This window comes from Kitasatospora sp. NPDC088779, from assembly GCF_040685395.1.
Lineage (GTDB): Bacteria > Actinomycetota > Actinomycetes > Streptomycetales > Streptomycetaceae > Kitasatospora.
In genome coordinates this window covers 32,506-51,688 of the sequence record NZ_JBFBHW010000059.1, presented here as the reverse complement: position 1 = coordinate 51,688, position 19,183 = coordinate 32,506, and the positions used below count along the sequence as shown (strand labels likewise).

The following is a 19,183-nucleotide window of genomic DNA, read 5'->3' as shown; positions in this document are numbered from 1 at the left end:
TCCAAGCACACCTACTCGAACTCCTCGGCATAGACGAAACCCGACCCCGCTGGCTGGAGACCTAAAACCCCATGTGCGAAGTCCGGGCCTAGACGCCGACGGACTCCCGGACCGGGGCCGGTTCGGGGGCGGCGGTCTGCAGCTTGCTGCCCTCGACGTCGATGTCCGGCATGAGCCGGTCCAGCCAGCGCGGCAGCCACCAGGCGTGGCGGCCGAGCAGGGCCAGGACGGCCGGGACGATGGTCATCCGGACCACGAAGGCGTCGAAGGCGACGGCCGCGGCGAGGCCCAGACCCATCATCTTGATCATCGGTTCGCCCATGCCGATGAAGCCCGCGAAGACGGCGATCATGATGAACGCGGCGGCGGTGACCACCCGGGCGTTGTGCCGGAAGCCGGTGACGATGGCCTCGTCGGGCTGCTCGCCGTGGACGAAGCCCTCGCGGATCCGGGTGACCAGGAACACCTCGTAGTCCATGGCGAGGCCGAAGACCACGCCGACCATGAAGATCGGCATCATGCTCATCACCGGGCCGGTCTGTTCGACGCCGATCAGGTTGGCCAGCCAGCCCCACTGGAAGACCGCGACGACCGCGCCGAGCGCGGCGGCCACCGAGAGCAGGAAGCCGAGCGCCGCCTTCAGCGGGACGAGCACCGAGCGGAACACCACCAGCAGCAGGACGACGGCGAGGCCGACGACCACCGCGAGGTAGGGCACCAGCGCGTCGGTGAGCTTCTGCGAGACGTCGATGTTCATCGCCGTCGTGCCGCTCACCAGGACCGTCGCCCCGGTGGCCGTCTTGAGGCCGGCGGCGTGGCCGCGGATGGCCTGGACCAGGTCCTTGGTCTCCGCGGCGCTCGGGCCGGTGGACGGGACGGCGTTCAGCAGGGCGGTGTCCCCCGCCTTGTTGAACATCGGCGGGGTGACGGAGACCACGCCGGGCAGCGCGGAGACCGTCTTGGCGACCTCGCTCGCGGCGGCCTTCGGGTCGGGCGTGCCCTTGACGTCGACCATGACGGTCAGCGGCCCGTTGAAGCCGGGGCCGAAGCCCTCGGACAGCAGGTCGTAGGCGCGGCGCTGGGTGGTGGAGGTCGGCTTCGACTCGTCCCCGGGCAGGCCGAGCCGCAGGTCGAGCGCGGGGGCGGCGAGCACCCCGAGGCCGATCACGCCGCCGAGCAGCACCGCGAGCGGGCGGCGCAGCACGAACTTGGCCCAGCGGGAGCCGCCGTTCTCCTTCTTCGGCTGGACGGCGCCCTTGCGGGCCTTGCGGGGCAGCACCCGGCGGCCGATGAAGCCGAGCAGCGCGGGGACCAGGGTGAGCGCGACCAGGACGGCGATGACCACCGTGCCGGCCGCGGCCATGCCCATCTTGGCGAGCATCGGGATGCCGACCACCGAGAGCCCGGCCAGGGCGATCACCACGGTGAGCCCGGCGAACACCACGGCGGAGCCTGCGGTGCCGACGGCCCGGCCGGCCGCCTCCTGCGGGGTGCGGCCCTCGGCGAGCTCGGCCCGGTAGCGGGAGACGATGAACACCGCGTAGTCGATGCCGACCGCGAGTCCCAGCATCATCGCCAGCGTGCTGGTGGTGGAGGACAGGCCTAGCGTGCTGCCGAGCCCGGTGATCAGGGCCATGCCGAGGCCGACCCCGATCACGGCGGTGAGCAGCGGCAGGCCTGCGGCCACGAGTGAGCCGAAGGTGATCACCAGGACGACCGCGGACAGCGCCATGCCGATCATCTCGCTGCTGCCGCCGGCCTCGGGCTTGGCCATCAGCGCGTTGCCGCCGACCTCGACCTTGAGCCCGGCGTCCCGCCCGTGCTGGGCGGCCTGTTCGAGGGCGTCGGTGGCGCCCTTGGACAGCTCGCCCGCCTTCACGGAGTAGCTGACGGTCGCGTACGCGGTGGTGCCGTCCTTGGAGACGGTGTTGGCCTTGAACGGGCTGACCGCGCCGGAGACCTCGTCGGCGTGGGCGAGCTCGGCGACCGTCCGCTCCACCGCCTGCTGGTTGGGCTCGGCGGTGATCTTCTGCCCGGACGGGGCGACGAACACCAGGCGGGCCGAGGCGCCGTCGGCGTGGCCGCCGGGGAAGCGCTCGTTCATCAGGTCGAAGGCCTTCTGCGCCTCCGTACCGGGCATCGCGAAGCCGTCGTCGGGTGCGGCGGGCGCCTTGGCCGCCAGGACTCCGCAGACCGCCAGCACGGCGACCCAGAGCAGGGTCACCAGCCGGCGTCGGACGAAGGCCCAGCGGCCCAGGCGGTACAGGAACGTGGCCACGGAAGAGTGGACTCCTTCGGATCTCGGTCAGAGTGCGCACCGCGGCCGCCCCGGCGCCTTTCGGCGCGGACCGCCCGCAGCATGACCCATCCTTGACGGCCGGCCCCTCCTCCGTCGTCGTCCCTGCGCAGGCCGTTTGCGTACTGCGGACGCAGTACGGCCCCTCCCCGGACGGCGGAAGCGCATCAGCTGTGGTGGGAGCGGTCGGGCGCACTCCCGGCGGTGGCGGCGGGGCGGTGGCGGGGCAGCGGCAGGGCGGCGACGGGGCCGGGCGTCGTCACCCGGGCGGGCGGCGACGACGGGCCGCGGCCCGGCGGGCGAAGTAGCGTGATGTGCCGGGCCCGACACTTTTCGTACGGTTCGGCCCCATCTGACCCGATCGGTGCTGACCCCAGCCCGCCGCCGGAGGTGCCCATGGGCGTTCCAGCCGCCCGCATCGTGTTCGACGAATCCGACCGCGCGGCCGTCGCCGAGGCGGTGATCGAGATGCTCACCACCGGCGCCCTCACCCTGGGCCCGTGGACCGAGCGCTTGGAGCAGGCCTTCGCCGCCGAGCACGGCGCCTCGCACGCCGTCGCGGTGAGCAGCGGCACCGCGGCGCTGGAGGTGATCCTGCGCACGGTCGACGTCCGGGGCCGCGACGTCGTCGTACCGGCCGTCACCTTCTACGCGACCGCCGGCGCCGTCCTGCACGCCGGCGGGCGCCCGGTGATCGCCGACGTCGACCCGGCCACCCTGGCGCTCTCCCCCGAGACGCTGGAGGCGGCCCTCACCCCGGATACCGCAGCCGTCGTACTCGTCCACATCGGCGGACTGATCACCCCGCGGGTCGAGGAGCTGCGCGCGCTCTGCGACCGGCACGGCGTCCCGCTGGTCGAGGACGCCGCACACGCCCACGGCAGCAGCCTCGGCGGGCGCTGCGCCGGGACGTTCGGCCTGGCCGGGGCCTTCTCGTTCTACCCGACCAAGGTCACCACCAGCGGCGAGGGCGGCCTGATCCTCACCGAGTCGCCCGAGCTGCGCGACGAGGCCCGCACCTACCGCGACCAGGGCAAGGGCTCCTTCACCACCAACCACCACGTCCGGCTCGGCCACGCCTGGCGGATGAGCGAGCTCGGCGCGGCCGTCGGCGCCGTGCACCTGCGCCGGCTCAAGGAGTTCATCGAGACCCGCCGGGCCGTCGCCCGCCGCTACGACGAGGCGCTGGCCGGGCTCGACGGCCTGGAGCCGGTGCTCGAACCGTCCGGCTGCCGCGGCAACTACTACAAGTACGTGGCGCTGCTGCCGCCCGGGGTGGAGCGCGCCGCGTTCAAGCGGGCGGTCGCCGAGGAGTACGGCGTGCGGCTTTCCGGCGAGGTGTACGACCTGCCGCTGCACCTGCAGCCCGTCCTCGCCCCCTACCGGCGCGGGCCGCTGCCGGTCGCCGAGGACGTCTGCGCGCGGCAGGTGTGCCTGCCGGTGCACTCCGACATGACCGGGGACGAGACGGAGCAGGTCATCGAGGCCGTCTCGGCGGTGCACCGGAGACTCGCCGGATAGCCGGGGCGGGGTCGACCCGACCAGGCGGGCGCGCCGAGGCGCTCGACACGGAGTGCGAGAAGGCGCTCGACACGGAGCCCGACAAGGAGAGAGATCGTGCGGATAGCCGTCACCGGGGGATGCGGATTCATCGGGTCACACGTCGTGGACCACCTGATCGCGGCCGGCCACGACGTCCTCGCGGTGGACACGACCGACAAGTACCTCAACCCCGACGCCGAACACGCCCGGCTCGACATCCTCGACCTCGCGGCCCTCACCTCCGCGTTGGCCGGCAGTGAAGTGGTGTACCACCTCGCCGCGATGGCCGACGTCGAACAGGTCTCCGCCGACCCGGTGCGGGCCGTGCGGACCAACATCGACGGCACCGAGGCCGTCCTGGAGGCCGCCCGGCGCAGCGGACTGAGCCGCACCGTGCTGGCGAGCACCGTCTGGGTCTACGGCGCCGCTCTCACCGACGAGCAACTCGACGGCGGAGAGCAGGAGTTGGACGAGCACGTGCCGATCGAACTGGAACACAGCGGCCACCTCTACGTGGCCACCAAGCTCGCCGCCGAGATGCTGGTGCACAGCTACCGCGAGCTGTACGGGCAGCACTTCACCATCCTGCGCTACGGCATCCCGTACGGGCCCCGGATGCGCGACGAGCTGGTCGTCGCCCGGTTCGTCCAGGCCGCGCTCACCGGGCGGCCGATCACCATCGCCGGCGACGGGCGGCAGAGCCGCAACTTCGTCTACGTCGAGGACCTCGCCGACGCCCACGTCCGGGCCCTGTCCCCCGCCGCCGAGGACCGGACCTTCGCCCTGGAGGGCTCCACCGCCGTCTCGGTGCGCGACATCGCCGACACCGTCGACGACCTGCTGGGGCCGGTCTCGATCGAGCACATCGACGGCCGCAAGGCCGACTACACCGGGCGGCGGATCTCCTGCGCCCAGGCCAAGCGCCTGCTCGGCTGGTCTCCGCACACCAACTTCGCGGACGGCGTGCGGAGTTACGCCGACTGGTACCGGGCCGCCGCAGCCGCCTCCGCCGCCTCCTGAGCGGGCCGCCCGATGCCGCACGCCCTGCTCGTCTCCGGCTCCCTAGGCCAGGGCCACGACGTGATGGCCCAGGCCTGCGCCGACACCCTGCGGGCCCGCGGCTGGACCACCCACACGGTCGACGCGATGGCCCTGCTCGGGCAGCGCTCCGGCGCCGCCGGGGAGGCCGTGTTCCGGCGGCTGCTCGACCTGCCCGGCGTGTACGACGCCTTCCACTTCTCGGCGTTGCGGCCCGGCGCCCGGCTCGCGCTGCTCGCCGACGCGGCCGCCCGCAGCCGGCTCGTCCCGGCGCTGCGCCAACTGGTCGCGGCGCAGCGGCCGCAGCTGGTGGTCTCCGTGTTCGCCACCGCCACCTCGGCCGTCAACCGGCTGCCGCGACGGGACTTCCGGCACTTCGTGTTCTGCACCGACGTGACGCCGCACCGGCTCTGGGTGCAGGAGGGCACCGACCTCTTCCTGGTCACCTCCGAGGTCGCCGCCTGCGCCGTGCGCCGCTACCGGCCGGACGCCGCCGTCACCGTCCTGCCCGCTCCGCTGCGGGAACCGTTCTACCGGCCGCCCGGCCGGGCCGAGGCGCGTGCCGAACTGGGCGTCCCGGCGGGCGGGCGGTGCGTGCTGCTGATGTCCGGCGCCTGGGGGCTCGGGCCGCTCGCCCGCACCGCCGCCTCGCTCGCCGCCGCCGGTCCGCACGTGCTCGCCGTCGCCGGGCGCAACCGGGAACTGGAACGGCGGCTGCGGGCCGCCGCCCGCCGGGAGCCGCGCCTGCACCCCTTCGGCTACACCGACCGGGTCCCCGCCCTGATGGCCGCCGCCGACCTCGTCGTCACCAGCTCCGGCGACACCTGCAGCGAGGCCCGCGCCCTCGGGCGGCGGCTGCTGCTGCTCGACGTCGTCCAGGGCCACGGCCGCGACAACCTCCAGCACGAGCTGGAACTCGGCCACGCCGACGTCGCCTCCGCGCACCCCGCCGAGGTGGTCCGCAACGCCCTCGCCGCCCTCGCCCGCCCAGCGCCCACCCCCTCCCCCGGCGCCACCCCGGAGCGCTGGCGCACCGGGTTCACCGCGGCCCTGGCGCAGGTGGGGCTGGCGTAGCCGAGCGCCGGGGCGAGCCATACGGGAGTCCCGGCCGGGGTGGAGCCGTGCACCCGGGCGGGGGCCGGGGCCGGAGTTCGCTACCTGGCGCATACCTGTTCCATACGAGTCCTTTACACTCTCCGAAGCCTCCGGACGGCCCCGGACAGCGGCCTCGCCCGCCGGCAGCGGCGGCCGTCCAGCCCAGGCCGGAGCACCCACCCCGGGGTGCCGCTCTCCCCGGGGACACGCTCCTGCTCGAAGGAACCCCCTCGTGACCCCCGACCCGCACCGGCCGCCCGGGCCCCAGGCCGTACCGCCCCGCACCACGGCCAACCGGCTCGTCCGAGCCGCCACCCTGCTGTTCGTACCGCCGCTCGCCGCGATCTGGCTGTGGCGCTCCCGCCGCCTGCACGTCGCCGCCAAGGTGGCGCTGACCTTCTGCTGCCTGATCGGCTCGCTCTTCTGGTTGGGCGTCATCACGGGGCCGAAGCCGGAGAAGGCGCAGCCGGTCGCGGCCCCGGCGACGACCGCCGCTCCGGCTCCGACCGCTACGGCTACGGCTACGGCTACGGCCACGACGGCGGCCACCCCGGCCGACGCCGGGTCCCCGACGCCGGCCCTGAGCGCGACTCCGACTCCGAGCGCGACTCCCACTCCCACTCCGACTCCGAGCGCCGTGTCGGGTGTCATGCCCGACGTCGCCCAGCACACCGCCGGGGAGGCGCGTGCCCTACTGGTGGCGGCCGGTGTCGCAGCCGACCGGATCCAGGAGCACAGCCGCTACCTGGACCTAGCGCTGCCCGCCGACCACGACGCCTGGGTGGTGTGCGCGAACGTGCTCCAGCCCGGGAGCAAGCTGTACCCGGCGGCCTCTCCCGCGCTCCAGCTGGTGAAGCCGGGGGCTTCGTGCCCGGCGGACCGGTACGCGGCGCTCTACGCGGACGAACGCAACGACCCGTCCAGCCCGAACCACCAGGGCAACGCCGGCGGCAGTTCCACTGGCGGGTCGTCGGGCGGAACGTCGGGCGGAACGTCAGGCGGGGGCTCGGACGCGAACTCGGACGGGGCGTCGGGTGGCGGTTCCCAGGGCGGTGCCGGCGGCAGCGCCTACTACAAGAACTGCGACGCGGTGAAGGCCGCCGGCAAGGCCCCCCTGCACCGGGGCGACCCCGGGTACCGATCCGGCCTGGACCGCGACAACGACGGCGTCGCCTGCGAACGCTAGAAGACGCCGAGCAACGCCACACGGCGAAGCCCCGCCTCGGTCGAGGCGGGGCTTCGCCGTCCGCCCGGCGCTCGGCGGCGGGCGCGATGCCGTCAGCCGCGGGCGGGCGCCGGGACGGCATGGTCGCGGAGCGGGCCGAGGGTGAGGGAGTGGGCGCGGCAGTGGGCGGCGATCAGCGGAAGGGCGGCGAGGGTGGCCCGCCAGGAGTCGGGGGCGGAGGTGCAGTCGGAGTCGTGCAGGAGGAGGGTCGCGCCGCCGGTGAGGCCGGGGCGGGCGGTCGCGTAGACGGAGGCCCCGGTCGCCTCCGCCGTCCAGTCCCGGCCCCAGGCCGTCCACAGCACCGGGCGCAGGCCCAGCCGCCGGGCGGCCAGGGCCGGGCCCGCCGTCAGCACCCCGTACGGCGGGCGGTACCAGTGCGGGCGCACCCCGCACAGCGCGGTCACCGCCTCGGTCGCGTGGCGCAGTTCGCGCAGGTCACGGGCCGGGGCCGGGTACCACTGCGGCCGGTGGTGCCAGCCGTGGACGGCCACCTCGTGGCCGCGCAGCACCAGCTCCCGGCCGAGGGCGGGGGCGCGCTCCAGCATCGAGCCCAGCAGGAAGAAGGTGGCCCGGACACCGCCCAGCGCGTCCAGCGCGTCCAGGATCTCCGGGGTGCTGCGCGGGTCGGGGCCGTCGTCGAAGGTCAGGGCGACGTGGTGCGGGTCGGCGCCGTGGCCGGCGGTTCGGCGGGCCAGCGTGCGGCGCAGCGCCGGGAGGCGCACCGCCGCCGGAACCAGGTGCCCGAACTCCGCCGCAGCCGCCGTCACGGTCGCCGTCGCGAGCACCCGGGTGGCCGTGTTCACCGGGCTCACCCGAAGCGGGAGGCCATGCGCCGGAACACGCCCGGCGCCACGCCGTGGATCCGGGCCGGGAAGCCGAGCCAGTGCGGCACGAAGAGCCGGTCACGCCCGGTGGTGATGGTCGCGACCACGGTGTCGGCGACCCGCTCCGCCGGCACGGGCCGTGGCCGCTCCCGCTGGTAGGGGGTGCCGCGCCGGTCGAAGAACGGGGTGTCCACCGGGCCCGGCAGCACCAGGCGCACCCCCACCCCGGTGCCGCGCAGCTCGTACCAGAGGCTCTCCGCGAACATCGCCAGCCCGCCCTTGGTCGCCGCGTACCCCGACTCGTCGCGCACGCCGACCTGGCCGGCCATCGAGCCGAGCAGCACGATCCGGCCCCGGCGGCGCTCCAGCATGCCCGGCAGGAGCAGGCGGACCAGCCGCAGCGGGGCGGCGAAGTTGACCTCGATCATCCGGTCCAGGACGTCCGAGGGGGTGTCCGCGAACGGTCCGCGCCACCCCAGGCCCGCACTGGCGACCAGCGCGTCCACCCGGCCGGCCTCCGCGAGGGCCGCCTCCGCGAGCCGGCTCGGGCCGTCCGGCTTGCTCAGGTCCTCGGGCAGGACGCGGCCGCCGGTCCGGGCGGCGACCTCGTCCAGGCGGGCGCCGTCCGTACCGGACAGCAGGGTCCGCCAGCCGGCGTCGGCCAGGCGGACGGCCGTGGCCAGGCCGATGCCGGAGGACGCGCCGGTGACGAGCACGACCGGAGGGTCGGCGGGCCCCGGCCGTCGGGGGCCCGGCTGGGCTTCGTCCGCCATCGCGCACCTGCCGCTCCGTGGGCGTGTCACCGTCCGATTTGTCCGGCAAGTCACCTTCGCACGGCGGCGCCACCCGGGCTACCGGGGCGGGACGGCCGGCTCCGCGTCCGCCTCCGGGTCCGGGCCCGGTTCAGGGTCCCGGTCCGCCGAGCCCGGCCGCGCGGCGGCCACCTCCGCGGACTGCCCCTCCAACTCCCCGAACCTGGACAGCAGGAAGGTGCCGCCCACCGCCACCGCGAAGCCCGCCAGCGCGCACCACTCGAACCCCGGACGCGCCGCGTCGCCCAGCGCCGCCACGCCCACCAGCGCCGGGCCGAAGGTCTCGGCGACCGTCCCGGCGGCGGTCGCGGCCGTGACCGTGCCGCGCTGAAGCGCCAGCGCGTACGCCAGGTAGCCGCCGAGGCCGCCCACCGCGAGCGCGTACGCCGCCGGGTCGGTGAGGACGGTGACCAGGCTCGACGCGTCCATCACCCGCACCGCCAGGCTCGTCACCCCGAACCCCACCCCCGCCAGCAGCCCCAGCCCGGCCGCCGCCACGGTACCGGCCCGGCGCACCAGGACGAGGGTCAGCAGCAGCATCACGGCGGTCGTCGCGAGCAGCGCCCAGTGGAACAGCGGCGGGGCGTGCTCCCGGCCCTCCCGGCCCGACCCCGACGCCAGCAGCGTCAGGCCGACCACCACGGCGACGATTCCCGTCACGTCCCCCCGGCGCAGCCGCGCCCCGAGCAGCCGGACGGCGGCGAGCGCCGTCACGGCCAGGCTCGCGTTGGTGACGGCCTGCACGAGGAACAGGGGCAGGCTACGCAGCGCCACGATGCTCAGCGCGAAACCGACGATGTCCAGCACCGTGCCGAGCAGGAACTCCCACGACCGCGCCAGCGCGGCCAGCAGCCCCGCCCGCACCCGGTCCGCCTGCGGCGCCGACCGCGCCCCGCGCGCCTGGAACACCGCCCCGAACCCGAAGCAGACGGTCGCGACCAAGGCGGTGGTGAGTCCCAGCAGCATGCCTCTCCCAGCCTCACGGGCAGCATCGATCCACCACCAGTCTGTCCCCGGGACGGCGGGGCCGCACGGGTGGAGGGGGTTGGGTGGCGACCGGGCAGGGGCGACCGGGCGGGCGGGGTCAGGGCTTGAGCGCCACGGCCGCGTAGGCGGCGGCCTCGGGGGCGGTGGCCGGCGGGTCGGCGGGGGTGGGCCGCCAGTGGGGGGTGGGGACGGTACCGGGGGCGATGAGGCTCCAGCCGTCGAAGAAGCGGGTGAACTCGGGGAGCGTGCGGGCCTGGGCGGCGGTGCCGGCGGATTCGTAGATCCGGACCAGGCCGGCGATCTCGGTCGGGGCGAAGTCGGGGGTGACATGGGTCATCACCAGGGCGCTGCCGGGGGCGAGGGCCGCTTTGAGGTGCTCGACGAGCTCGTGGGCGCCACGGGTGTCGGGGACGAAGTGCAGGAGGGCGTTGAGGGAGAGCGCGACGGGCCGGGTGAGGTCGATGGTGTCGCGCAGGCCGGGCGAGGCGAGGAGGCGGGCGGGGTCGGTGACGTCGGCCTCGACGTAGGCGGTGCGGCCTTCGGGAGTGCCGGTGAGCAGCGCCTGGGCGTGTGAGAGCACGATCGGGTCGTTGTCGGCGTAGACGACGCGGGCGCACGGTTCGACGCTCTGGGCGACCTCGTGGAGGTTGGGCGGGGTGGGGATGCCGGTGCCGATGTCGAGGAACTGGTCGATGCCGGCCCGGGCGAGGGCGCGGGTGGAACGGTGGACGAAGGACCGGTTGGCGCGGGCGGCGACGCGCAGCCAGGGTGCGACCGCGAGGGCGTGCCCGGCGGCCTCGCGGTCGGCGGCGAAGTTAGTGAAGCCGCCGAGGTAGTAGTCGTACATCCGGGCCGAGTGCGGCATGTTGAGCCGCAGGTCGACTCCGTCGTAGAGGCTCATCGCGTTCCCCCTCGGCGTCGCGGACACCTGTCGATTGGTGCCCACCGTATCCGGAGGTCGAGCGCGGACCGCCGCGCTCCAACCAGTCGGGCGATCCCATGGGATGACGATCTGTATTCGGGATGCGGCCTGGAGTGACGAGCCGGATGGACTGAGGATGGGCGCAGACAGCCCGAACCTCGAGTGGCCCGCCGAGCTGCCGGCGGCCACGGAAAGCAGGCTCGATGACGATCGACAGGGACGCCCCCGTGCGCGGGTACCGGGGAGGGCCGACGCTGGAGCGCGCCGACGGCGCGGAGTCGGACCGGGAGGCCGGTGGCGACCTCGGCCTGCGGCTGGACCTCACCTACGCGTCGTTCTGCGAGACCCATGAACCCGCTTGGCACGCTCTCGCGTTGACCAGGATAGGCGGCCAGGCGGACGCCGCACTGGTGGTCGAGGCCGTGAAGGCGGACCTGGCCCGCTGCTGGCCTCAGGTGCTGCGGTTCGAGGAGCCGGCCGCGTACGCCTGGCGGTTGGCGAACCGGCACGTCTCGGACTGGATGTCCGCCGAGGAACCGGTGGCGGTGGAGGCCGTCACCTTCGCCGCGGTGATCGGCGCGTTCAAGCAGGTCGCGAACGGGCTGCTGCACAGCGAGGCGGACGAGGTGCGGCTGTACGCGGCGATCCTCGAACTCCCGGACCGACAACGGGATGTGATCATCCTGCGGTACCTGCTGGGCCTGCACGTCAAGGTGATCGCGGCCTACCTGGGGCGGCCGGTGGCGACGGTGCACTCCAACCTGCGGCACGCGCGGGAGCGACTGGCGCGCCGGCTCGGCGTGGGCGAACTGCCCGACCGCTCGGGCGAACCGGCCGACCGAGCGGGTGAACCGGCCGACCGAGCGGGTGAACTGCCGGACCACGCGGGTCAGCTGTGACGCCCGGGCAGGAAGCGGACCCGCCCGACGGGGCGGGCACGAGCGACAGGACGGGTACGAGCGGCGAGGCGGGTACGAGCGGCGGGGGGCGTGCGGTGGTCCACGTGCCCCGGCCGGAGCGCGCGCACGCCGAGCGCATCGCAGCACTGCGCCAGGCCCGGCTCACGGCCGCGCCGACACACCTTCCGTCGGAGTTCGAGCAGGCCGCCTTCGAACTGGGCCTGGTGGTGGCCCTGGTACTGGGCGCACCGGACGCCTCCCGGGGGCTCGACCTCCTGGTGAACGCCCGCCGGATCCAACCCGAGGGCGCGGAGGTGTTCGCCGCGCTGCTCTACGCGACCGGGAGGGAGGAGGGCGCCGAGTTCTGGTGGCGCTTCGCCGCCGGATCGGGCTGCGGCACGGCGGCGTACTGCCTGCACCTGCACCATCTGAAGCTCGGCGAGAACGACGACGCCGACTACTGGCGGGCCTGGTCGGACCAGCTGGTTGCGGCCGGACGCCCCTCCGGGCCGATGCCGTTGCGGATGACCAGGCCGCTACTGCCGGACGACGTGCGGCGCGACATCCTGTCCCGGGTCCACCACGGGCTGGCGCCGCAACTGCCGCCGCGGCTGGTCGCGGTGATCGACCGGCTGCCGTTGCAGGGCGACGAGGACGAGGAGGAGGTGCCGAGCCCGTGGGGGCTCACCTCGGGGGCGACCTCGGAGTGTTCGTGGGATGTCCGGTGGGACGGCGAGGACCCGTTGGAGTGAGCCCGCCCGCGCCTGCCCGTGCTCCCCCGTTCAGGTGAGCACCGCCTGCCGGGCGGCGATGTCCGGGTCGCGGCCGCCGCCGGAGGTGACGGCCTCCGCCCCGGAGCCGGTGTGCCGGACGACGTAGTGGTGCGGCGCCATCGCCGTGTCGCGGCCGGGCAGAGCGGCGACCACCGCGTGGTGGGCGACGGCCGGGGTGAGTTCGCGGTCCGCGCTGGTCAGCCTGGCGGTCAGCCTTCCCTCGTCCAGCGCCAGCTCGATCTCCGCCCGCGCGCCGAGGGCGGCCTCCAGCAGGTCGCGAACGGCGGCCAGGTCGATCCAGGAGCCGTCGACCAGGTGCCACTCCCCGCTCCGGTCGGGGGTCGGCACGCCGCCGACGCCGGGCAGGGCGTCGAGCGGCACGGGCCCGCGGGCGGCGGCGGCCAGGACGGCGAGCAGCGCCCGCGCGAACCGGTCGGTCTCGTCCGGGTCCAGCACCTGCGGGCAGCTGATCAGGGCGAAGTCGAGGCTGCCGCTGATCCGCAGGATGGTGAACATCAGCCGGACCGGCAGCTGTGGGGCGGGCAGCCGGGTCAGTTCGGGGTCGGCGGTCGCGGCGGGTTGGGCGTCGGCGACGGCGGCGGGGATGGTCAGGCTCAGGTCGTTGACCACGACGTGGCGGGGGAACCGGCTGCCGCGCAGGTGGGCGCAGTCCTCGATGAGCCGCCAGACCTGTTCGGCGTCCAGGGTGCTGTGCCAGTAGGCGCTCAGCGAGGCCGCCTTGGCCCGGCCGATCAGCTGGTCGAGGTCGGCAGTCCCGGTGTCGAGCAGGATCAGGGCGTCCTGCGCCAGGGTGCCGACGTGGTCGACCAGGGCGGCGCGCTGACGGTTCGCGGAGAGCGCCGAGAGCGCCAGCCCGGTGCGGCCCGACCGGTGCGCGACGAGCGCGGCGAAGGCGGCGAGCAGGACGACGGACGGGCTCGCGCCGGTGCGGCGGCAGACGGCGGCGAGGTCCTCGGCGGCGGTGCGGGAGCGGACCAGGACGGCGGAGAGGTCGTGCGGGGGGCCGGTGATCCGCGCGTCGGCGAACACGACCTGCGGGCCGGCGGCGAGGCAGCGGGCCCAGTACCGCAGGGCGGCGGCCGACCTGCGGCGGCCCTGCGCGCTCCGTTCCGCGTCCGCGATCCGCAGCGGGGTCGGGGCGGTGACCGGCGGGAGGTCCTTGCCGGCGGCGAGGTCCAGCCAGTCCTGGATCAGCAGCACGGTGGCGGCGCCGTCGGCCCCCGCGTGGCAGACCACCGCGACCAGCCGCAGCAGTCGCTCCCCGTCCGTGACGAGGGTGAAGCGCAGCCGCGGGGCGGCCGCCAGGTCGAACGGAACGGCGACGTCGGCCCGACCCAACTCAGCTGCGAGCGCGTCCAGTTGGGGGTCGCTGCGGTCGCCCGCCTCGATCACGGTGACGGTGAACCGGCCTTCCGGGTGCACCACCTGGCGCTCCGGGAAGCCGTCCGCGCCGGGGCCGGCGGGGAAGGAGGTGCGCAGCGACTCGTGCCGTTCGACGAGTCGGCGCAGGGCGGCCAGCCCGGCCGCCACCGAGGTGCCGTCCGGGACGGGCCAGAGCGAATCCTTGTTGATCTGCTCGGGGGCATCGCGCCCGATGCACCGGATCATGTTGTCCTGGCCGAGCGTGAGCGGCCCCGAATCGACAGCCGCACCACCGGCCGAGTCGTCGGCCGAGGCCGCGTACCGGACCTCGATCCGTCTACTGGTCTGTGTCTCGCCGTACGGGGTCACGTCGTACGCGCCTTTCGGCTCGCCGGGGAAGGGTTCAGCGGGGTGCGATCGGGACGCTACCAGCGACCTCGCACGCTGGTCCAGACCAATCGTTCACCTAACCGATGATTCGCCAATTCCTGTGTGAGACAAGAGAGTTGGCATGAACCGAACCATGACTACGGAAGGGTCAACGCGCTCAGCACGCCGAGCCTGCGGTCCAGGTCGGCGACCAGGACGGGGCGCCCCTGCGCCCGCCAGGCGGGCAGCTGCTCGGCGAGCTCCGCCCAGGCCCCGGTGAACGGCTGGGCCGCCGAGTCCTCGGCACCGGCCAGCCCGGGGCCGAGCACGAGCGCCGGGTCGGGCCCCAGCTCGGCGGCCCGGGCCCGCACCGCCGCATCCGACAGCTCGGCACCGGGCATCTGGTGGACGGTCATGTCAGGCCCGGGGGCCTCCTCGCAGACCAGCACCACCACACCGTGCCGCTCCGGCAGCGCCACCGGCGCGGCCGGCTCGTGGTGCAGCGCGGTCTGCTCGGCGAGCACCACGACCGCCCGGCGGCAGGATCCGGTGCGGTGGTAGTCGACCGCGAGGCGCAGCGCGGTGAAGGCCGCTGCGACGCCCTGGTCGCAGACCGCGAAGGCGAGCGGCGTGCCCGGACAGGATCGGCTGAGCGCCAGCGAGGACGGCGCACCCGGCCGGACGTCCGGGGTGTCGAAGGCCAGGATCAGCAGGTCGACGGGCTCGTCCTCGGCGAGCGCCTCGCGCACCAGGCCGGCGGCCAGCTCCTCGTAGGAGTGGCCGACGCCCTCGCTCAGCAGGTCCTCGCGCAGCGGCAGGCCGTAGGGGCGGACGAGGTCGGAGACGAACACCCGCAGGTCCGGGTGGAGCGAGGCCTCCGAGCGGCCGTCGAAGCGCCGCGCGAGCGCCCGGGTGATCCGCAGGCCGTGGTCGGCCACCCGGTCAGTCCTCGGGGATGACGTGTCCGGCGACGTAGTCGGCCAGCTTGGTGACCGAGCGCAGGTCGTCCTCGGTGATCTGCTCGACGTCCACCTGGATGTCGAGCGACTCCTCCAGCTCCAGGATGAGCTCGATGGTGCCGGCGGAGGTGAGGCCGAGGTCGTCGAAGAGGCAGGCGTTCTCGGGGATCTCGGGCAGTTCGCGCTTGAGGACTCGGGGCAGCAGCTCGCCGATGCCGGTGCGGATCCGCTCGCGCAGCTCGGGGTCAGTGGTCTGGACCACAGGTTCTGACATGGGTGTCCCGTCCCGTCGTACGTGGGAGAGTGGTCTGGCGTGGGAAAGACGGACGAAGTAGACGCTTCGTCAGCAGCGGACCGTCATCGCGGAGAAGGTGGCTCCGACACCGGCGGCGGCGATCAGGTAGTGGTCGCCGCGGCGCAGCAGCCCCCGCGTGGTGGCGGTGTGAAGATTGATGAGGCTGTCCGCAGCGAAACTGTGCCCCACCGACAGCACGTTGTCCAGCACCACCTTGTCGAGCGGATAGCCGATCCGGCGCGCTATCATCCGCCACGACGCCTGGTTGACGTTGTGCGGAAGCACCGCGGCCAGGTCGGAGAGGTCCAGACCGGCCTCGTCCAGGGCGGCCTCGATCGCCTCCACCATCACGTTCGGGTACTCGCGCTGGTAGCGGGCCAGGAGGTCCGCGTCCTCGGCCAGCCGGCCGTCGAACTCCGGGCGCTGGCGCACCGCGAAGGAGAGCACCCGGTGGCGCTCGCCGTCGGCGCTCACCAGACAGGCGGCCGCGCCCTCGGCGAAGATACCCGTCTCGGGCACCACCTGGGCGTCCTTGGTGAAGGTCTTCTCGCCCGCCAGGATGAGCGCCAGTGCCCGCGGGTCGGGCTCGGCGGCGAGCAGCCGGCCGGCCAGGTCGATGGCCAGCAGGCCAACCGCGCACGCGTGGTGGGTCACCGTGAAGGCGTTGGCGTGCGCGAGGCCGCGCGGGGCGAGCAGGTCGTGCAGTGGGTTGAGCGGGTAGGGCACCGCCACCGGCATGCTGCGCGCGTGGATCACGAAGCGGACGTCCCGTTCGCGTCCGCGCAGCTCAGGCAGGTTGTCGAGGGCGGAGTCAAGCAGGTCGGGCAGCGTCCCGGACGGGTCCAGACGGAGCTGGTCCAGTCCGTGGAAGCGGCGGAAGAGTCGAAGTTGACGTGGGGTCAGGCCGATCCGCTCACCAACCGCCTCGATGGGCACGGCGTGCGGGGGGAGGTGAACGGCCACTGCCTCCAGTGCTGTCACGCGGGCTAGTATTCCGACGCCCGCCGGGTCGCACAAGTGATCTCGGGCCCCTTCACCATCGCGTTCGTCTCCGAGGCCGCCGAATCCGCCTCCTGGGCGGGCGCGTTCACCCCCGTGCCGTCGAGCAGGTGGGAGACCCCCTTCGATGTCCGATGCCATTTCTCACACGTCGTCCGACCGTGAACCGCACCGCCCCGCCGCGCCGTTGCACCCCGAGCTGGTCGCGCTGCTGGTCGAGGCCGCCGGAGCGCCGGCCGGCTGGGCCGACCGGCTGACCCCGGACGCCCGGCTGGACGGCGACCTGCTGCTCGACGAGGGCGAACTGGCCGCGCTCGCCGGGCGCCTGCGCGAACGCTTCGGCCCGGCGGCCGACCTGGCCCGGCTGCGCGCCGGGCTGGACCTGGCCGCCCTGGAAGCGCTGACCGTCGCCGACCTGCAGAAACTGATCCCCGAGGAGGGTGCGCGATGACCCGGTTCCTGCTGGTGATGCCCCCGTTGACCGGCCACGTCAATCCCGCGGCGGGCATCGCCGCCGAGTTGACCGCGCGCGGACACGACGTCGCCTGGACCGGCACCGAGTCGGTGCTGCGCCCGCTGCTCGGTCCCGGGGCCCAGGTGCTCGGCACCGGCACCCGGGCGTTCCGGGCGCAGGGCGGGCACGGGCTCGCCGCGCTGCGTTCGCTCTGGGAGGGCTTCATCGTCCCGTACGCGCGGTTCACCGCGAAGCCGCTGGACGCGATCGTGCGGGAGTTCCGGCCGGACGTCCTGCTCGTCGACCAGCACACCCCGGCGGGCGCGCTGGCCGCCCACCGGCACGGCCTGCCGTGGGCGAGCTTCGCGCCCGGGGCGATGGAACTGGGCCGCCCGTACCGGGCGCTGCCGCAGGTGGAGGCCTGGATGACCGGCCTGCTGCGCGGGTTGTGGGAGCGCGCCCGGCTGCCCGTGCAGGAGTACGTGGACCCGCGTTTCTCCCCCGCCCTGGTGCTGGCGACCACCGGTCCCGCGCTGACCGGTGACGACGCGCCGCCCCCGCACCACGCGCTGGTCGGGCCGGTCCACTCCGTTCGGCCGGCCGATCCGGACTTCCCGTGGGAGCGGCTGCTGCCCGGGCGCCGGCGGGTGCTGGTCACCATGGGCACACTGGCCGGCGAGCTGGGCGCGGACTTCCACGCGCGGGCCGCCCGGGCGCTGGAGCTGTGCGGCGACGACGTGCAGCCGGTGTTCGCCGCCCCGCGCGAGCTGCTGCCCGAACTGCCGCCGCAGGCCGTCGCGGTGGACCGGGCGCCGGTGCTGGAGCTGATGGCGCGCGGCGCGCTGGACGCGGTGCTGTGCCACGGCGGGATGAACACCGTCGGCGAGGCCCTGACGCACGGCCTGCCGCTGGTCACCGCACCGATCCGGCACGACCAACCGTTCGTCGCGGCGCAGGTGGCGGCGGCCGGGGCGGGGCTGCGGGTGCCGTTCGCCCGGGTGACGCCGGAGCGGCTGGCGCGGGCCCTGCGGGCCGTCCTGGACACGGCCGACTACCGGCGCGGCGCGGTTCGGGTCGGCGAGGCGCTGCGCGCGGGCGGCGGGGCGGCCACGGCCGCGGACCGGCTGGAGGCCCTGTCGGCCCGAGCCGGGCAGGACTTCCGACAGCCGCTACCGGGGATCCTGTAGCAGACCGGAAGATCAACGTCCATTGGTCTAGGCCATTGTCTCCGGGCCGGAGTTCGGCCTAGGGTGGCGCCCAGCACCGCCTTCGCAGGTGCCGAGCACCGCCTTCCCAGGTGCCGTGGCAGCCCATCCCCGCACGGGAGTTCCGGTTGATCGAGACCACGGGACTGCGCAAGTCCTATCGCAAGAAGACCTCCCGCAAGAGCGGCGAGAACCCCACCGTCGACGCTGTGCGCGGCATCGACCTGTCCGTCGACGCGGGCGAGATCTACGGTTTCCTCGGGCCCAACGGCGCCGGGAAGACCACCACCCTGCGCATGCTGGCCACCCTGATCCGCCCGGACGGCGGTCAGGCCAGCATCGCCGGGGCCGACCTCTTCACCGACCCGGCCGGTGTACGCCGCCGGATCGGCTACGTCGCCCAGGGCGGCGGCACCACCGACACCGTCAGCGCCCGCGAGGAGCTGGTGCTCCAGGCCCGGATGTACGGCGTCGCCAAGGCGCAGGCCGTCCAGGCCGCCGAGGGCGCGCTCAAGGCCTTCGACCTGGCCGAATTCGGCGACCGCCCGTGCGCCACCTACTCCGGCGGCCAGCGCCGCCGGGTGGACATCGCGCTCGGCGTCATCCACGAGCCCCGGGTGCTGTTCCTGGACGAGCCCACGGTCGGGCTGGACCCGGCCAGCCGGGCGTACGTGTGGGAGGAGATCCGCCGGCTGCGCACCGAGGGCATGACCGTCGTCGTCACCACGCACTACCTCGACGAGGCCGACGCCCTGTGCGACCGGGTCGCGATCGTCGACCACGGCCAGGTGGTGGCCGAGGGCACGCCCGAGGTGCTCAAGCGCGAGATCTCCGGCGACGTCGTGCTGCTCGGGCTGGAGCCCGGAGAGGGCGTCGCCGAGCGGGCCGCCGAGGTGCTGCGCCCGCAGCCGTACCTGCACCGGCTGGAGTTCAGCGGGGAGGACGGACTGCGGCTCTACCTGGAGGACGGCGCGGCGGCCATCCCGCAGCTGCTGCGCGCGCTGGACGGGGCGGGCGTGACGCCCGGCACCGTCCAGCTCCAACGCCCCAGCCTGGACGACGTGTTCCTGGCCCGCACCGGCCGTTCGCTCCAGCAGTCCTGATCC

Annotated in this window: 18 protein-coding genes; 9 read left to right on the top strand and 9 right to left on the bottom strand. The window is 74.5% G+C overall.

Features of this window, described 5'->3' with window-relative positions; genetic code table 11:
- Positions 1–88: 88 nt before the first annotated feature.
- Entirely contained in the window at positions 89–2,278 is a 2,190-nt protein-coding gene (locus AB0P03_RS35290) for an MMPL family transporter (protein WP_363582577.1), read from the bottom strand.
- Positions 2,279–2,692: 414 nt separating this feature from the next.
- Here AB0P03_RS35290 and AB0P03_RS35285 point away from each other — a divergent pair, with 414 nt between their 5' ends.
- From AB0P03_RS35285 to AB0P03_RS35270, 4 genes are all read left to right on the top strand, one after another.
- Positions 2,693–3,817 carry a DegT/DnrJ/EryC1/StrS family aminotransferase gene (locus AB0P03_RS35285; protein ID WP_363632657.1) on the top strand — a complete coding sequence of 375 codons (1,125 nt, stop codon included), beginning with the start codon at positions 2,693–2,695 and terminating at the stop codon, positions 3,815–3,817.
- Positions 3,818–3,913: 96 nt separating this feature from the next.
- Complete coding sequence (locus tag AB0P03_RS35280; protein WP_363582573.1) at positions 3,914–4,858, top strand: NAD-dependent epimerase/dehydratase family protein; 945 nt, start codon at positions 3,914–3,916, stop codon at positions 4,856–4,858.
- A gap of 12 nt (positions 4,859–4,870) precedes the next feature.
- Positions 4,871–5,950 carry a hypothetical protein gene (locus AB0P03_RS35275; protein ID WP_363632655.1) on the top strand — a complete coding sequence of 360 codons (1,080 nt, stop codon included), beginning with the start codon at positions 4,871–4,873 and terminating at the stop codon, positions 5,948–5,950.
- 253 nt (positions 5,951–6,203) lie between these two features.
- Entirely contained in the window at positions 6,204–7,157 is a 954-nt protein-coding gene (locus AB0P03_RS35270; protein WP_363582569.1) for an excalibur calcium-binding domain-containing protein, read from the top strand.
- 92 nt (positions 7,158–7,249) lie between these two features.
- On the opposite strand, the gene AB0P03_RS35265 is transcribed toward AB0P03_RS35270, so the two are convergent.
- The 4 genes from AB0P03_RS35265 to AB0P03_RS35250 form a co-directional block, all read right to left on the bottom strand.
- Positions 7,250–7,981 (bottom strand): polysaccharide deacetylase family protein, encoded by a 732-nt coding sequence (locus AB0P03_RS35265; protein ID WP_363582769.1) that lies wholly within the window; start codon positions 7,979–7,981, stop codon positions 7,250–7,252.
- Between the two features lie 23 nt (positions 7,982–8,004).
- Positions 8,005–8,736: an SDR family NAD(P)-dependent oxidoreductase gene (locus tag AB0P03_RS35260; RefSeq protein ID WP_244293554.1), complete on the bottom strand. Its 732-nt coding sequence runs from the start codon at positions 8,734–8,736 to the stop codon at positions 8,005–8,007.
- Positions 8,737–8,871: 135 nt separating this feature from the next.
- Positions 8,872–9,798, bottom strand: a complete 927-nt coding sequence (locus AB0P03_RS35255; RefSeq protein WP_363582567.1) for a hypothetical protein — start codon at positions 9,796–9,798, stop codon at positions 8,872–8,874.
- Positions 9,799–9,916: 118 nt separating this feature from the next.
- Positions 9,917–10,720 (bottom strand): SAM-dependent methyltransferase, encoded by an 804-nt coding sequence (locus tag AB0P03_RS35250; RefSeq protein WP_363582565.1) that lies wholly within the window; start codon positions 10,718–10,720, stop codon positions 9,917–9,919.
- Positions 10,721–10,944: 224 nt separating this feature from the next.
- Here AB0P03_RS35250 and AB0P03_RS35245 point away from each other — a divergent pair, with 224 nt between their 5' ends.
- Positions 10,945–11,640 carry a sigma-70 family RNA polymerase sigma factor gene (locus AB0P03_RS35245; RefSeq protein ID WP_363582563.1) on the top strand — a complete coding sequence of 232 codons (696 nt, stop codon included), beginning with the start codon at positions 10,945–10,947 and terminating at the stop codon, positions 11,638–11,640.
- A 95-nt stretch (positions 11,641–11,735) separates the two neighbouring features.
- A complete protein-coding gene (locus tag AB0P03_RS35240; RefSeq protein ID WP_363582561.1) occupies positions 11,736–12,392 on the top strand; it encodes a hypothetical protein in 657 nt (218 codons plus the stop codon).
- Positions 12,393–12,422: 30 nt separating this feature from the next.
- Here the strand turns inward: AB0P03_RS35240 and AB0P03_RS35235 are convergent, their stop codons facing one another.
- From AB0P03_RS35235 to AB0P03_RS35220, 4 genes are all read right to left on the bottom strand, one after another.
- Complete coding sequence (locus AB0P03_RS35235; protein ID WP_363632653.1) at positions 12,423–14,165, bottom strand: condensation domain-containing protein; 1,743 nt, start codon at positions 14,163–14,165, stop codon at positions 12,423–12,425.
- 158 nt (positions 14,166–14,323) lie between these two features.
- A complete protein-coding gene (locus tag AB0P03_RS35230) occupies positions 14,324–15,103 on the bottom strand; it encodes a hypothetical protein (RefSeq protein WP_363582557.1) in 780 nt (259 codons plus the stop codon).
- A gap of 4 nt (positions 15,104–15,107) precedes the next feature.
- Positions 15,108–15,398 (bottom strand): phosphopantetheine-binding protein, encoded by a 291-nt coding sequence (locus AB0P03_RS35225; RefSeq protein ID WP_079136143.1) that lies wholly within the window; start codon positions 15,396–15,398, stop codon positions 15,108–15,110.
- A gap of 69 nt (positions 15,399–15,467) precedes the next feature.
- Positions 15,468–16,400, bottom strand: coding sequence for a 3-oxoacyl-[acyl-carrier-protein] synthase III C-terminal domain-containing protein (locus AB0P03_RS35220; RefSeq protein ID WP_363632652.1), 933 nt, complete (start codon positions 16,398–16,400; stop codon positions 15,468–15,470).
- Positions 16,401–16,545: 145 nt separating this feature from the next.
- Between AB0P03_RS35220 and AB0P03_RS35215 the strand changes: the two genes are divergently transcribed.
- The 3 genes from AB0P03_RS35215 to AB0P03_RS35205 all read left to right on the top strand — a co-directional run bounded on the left by AB0P03_RS35215 (position 16,546) and on the right by AB0P03_RS35205 (position 19,180).
- A complete protein-coding gene (locus tag AB0P03_RS35215; protein ID WP_363632651.1) occupies positions 16,546–16,869 on the top strand; it encodes a hypothetical protein in 324 nt (107 codons plus the stop codon).
- Entirely contained in the window at positions 16,866–18,059 is a 1,194-nt protein-coding gene (locus tag AB0P03_RS35210; RefSeq protein ID WP_363632650.1) for a glycosyltransferase, read from the top strand. The genes AB0P03_RS35215 and AB0P03_RS35210 overlap by 4 nt, the downstream gene beginning before the upstream one ends.
- A gap of 146 nt (positions 18,060–18,205) precedes the next feature.
- Positions 18,206–19,180, top strand: a complete 975-nt coding sequence (locus tag AB0P03_RS35205) for an ATP-binding cassette domain-containing protein (protein ID WP_363582550.1) — start codon at positions 18,206–18,208, stop codon at positions 19,178–19,180.
- Positions 19,181–19,183: the final 3 nt, after the last annotated feature.

Coding starts and splice junctions, on each gene's coding strand:
- AB0P03_RS35285 (WP_363632657.1), top strand. CDS start 2,693: ATGGGCGTTCCAGCCGCCCGCATCGTGTTCGACGAATCCGACCGCGCG.
- AB0P03_RS35250 (WP_363582565.1), bottom strand. CDS start 10,720: ATGAGCCTCTACGACGGAGTCGACCTGCGGCTCAACATGCCGCACTCG.
- AB0P03_RS35255 (WP_363582567.1), bottom strand. CDS start 9,798: ATGCTGCTGGGACTCACCACCGCCTTGGTCGCGACCGTCTGCTTCGGG.
- AB0P03_RS35275 (WP_363632655.1), top strand. CDS start 4,871: ATGCCGCACGCCCTGCTCGTCTCCGGCTCCCTAGGCCAGGGCCACGAC.
- AB0P03_RS35225 (WP_079136143.1), bottom strand. CDS start 15,398: ATGTCAGAACCTGTGGTCCAGACCACTGACCCCGAGCTGCGCGAGCGG.
- AB0P03_RS35245 (WP_363582563.1), top strand. CDS start 10,945: ATGACGATCGACAGGGACGCCCCCGTGCGCGGGTACCGGGGAGGGCCG.
- AB0P03_RS35215 (WP_363632651.1), top strand. CDS start 16,546: ATGTCCGATGCCATTTCTCACACGTCGTCCGACCGTGAACCGCACCGC.
- AB0P03_RS35210 (WP_363632650.1), top strand. CDS start 16,866: ATGACCCGGTTCCTGCTGGTGATGCCCCCGTTGACCGGCCACGTCAAT.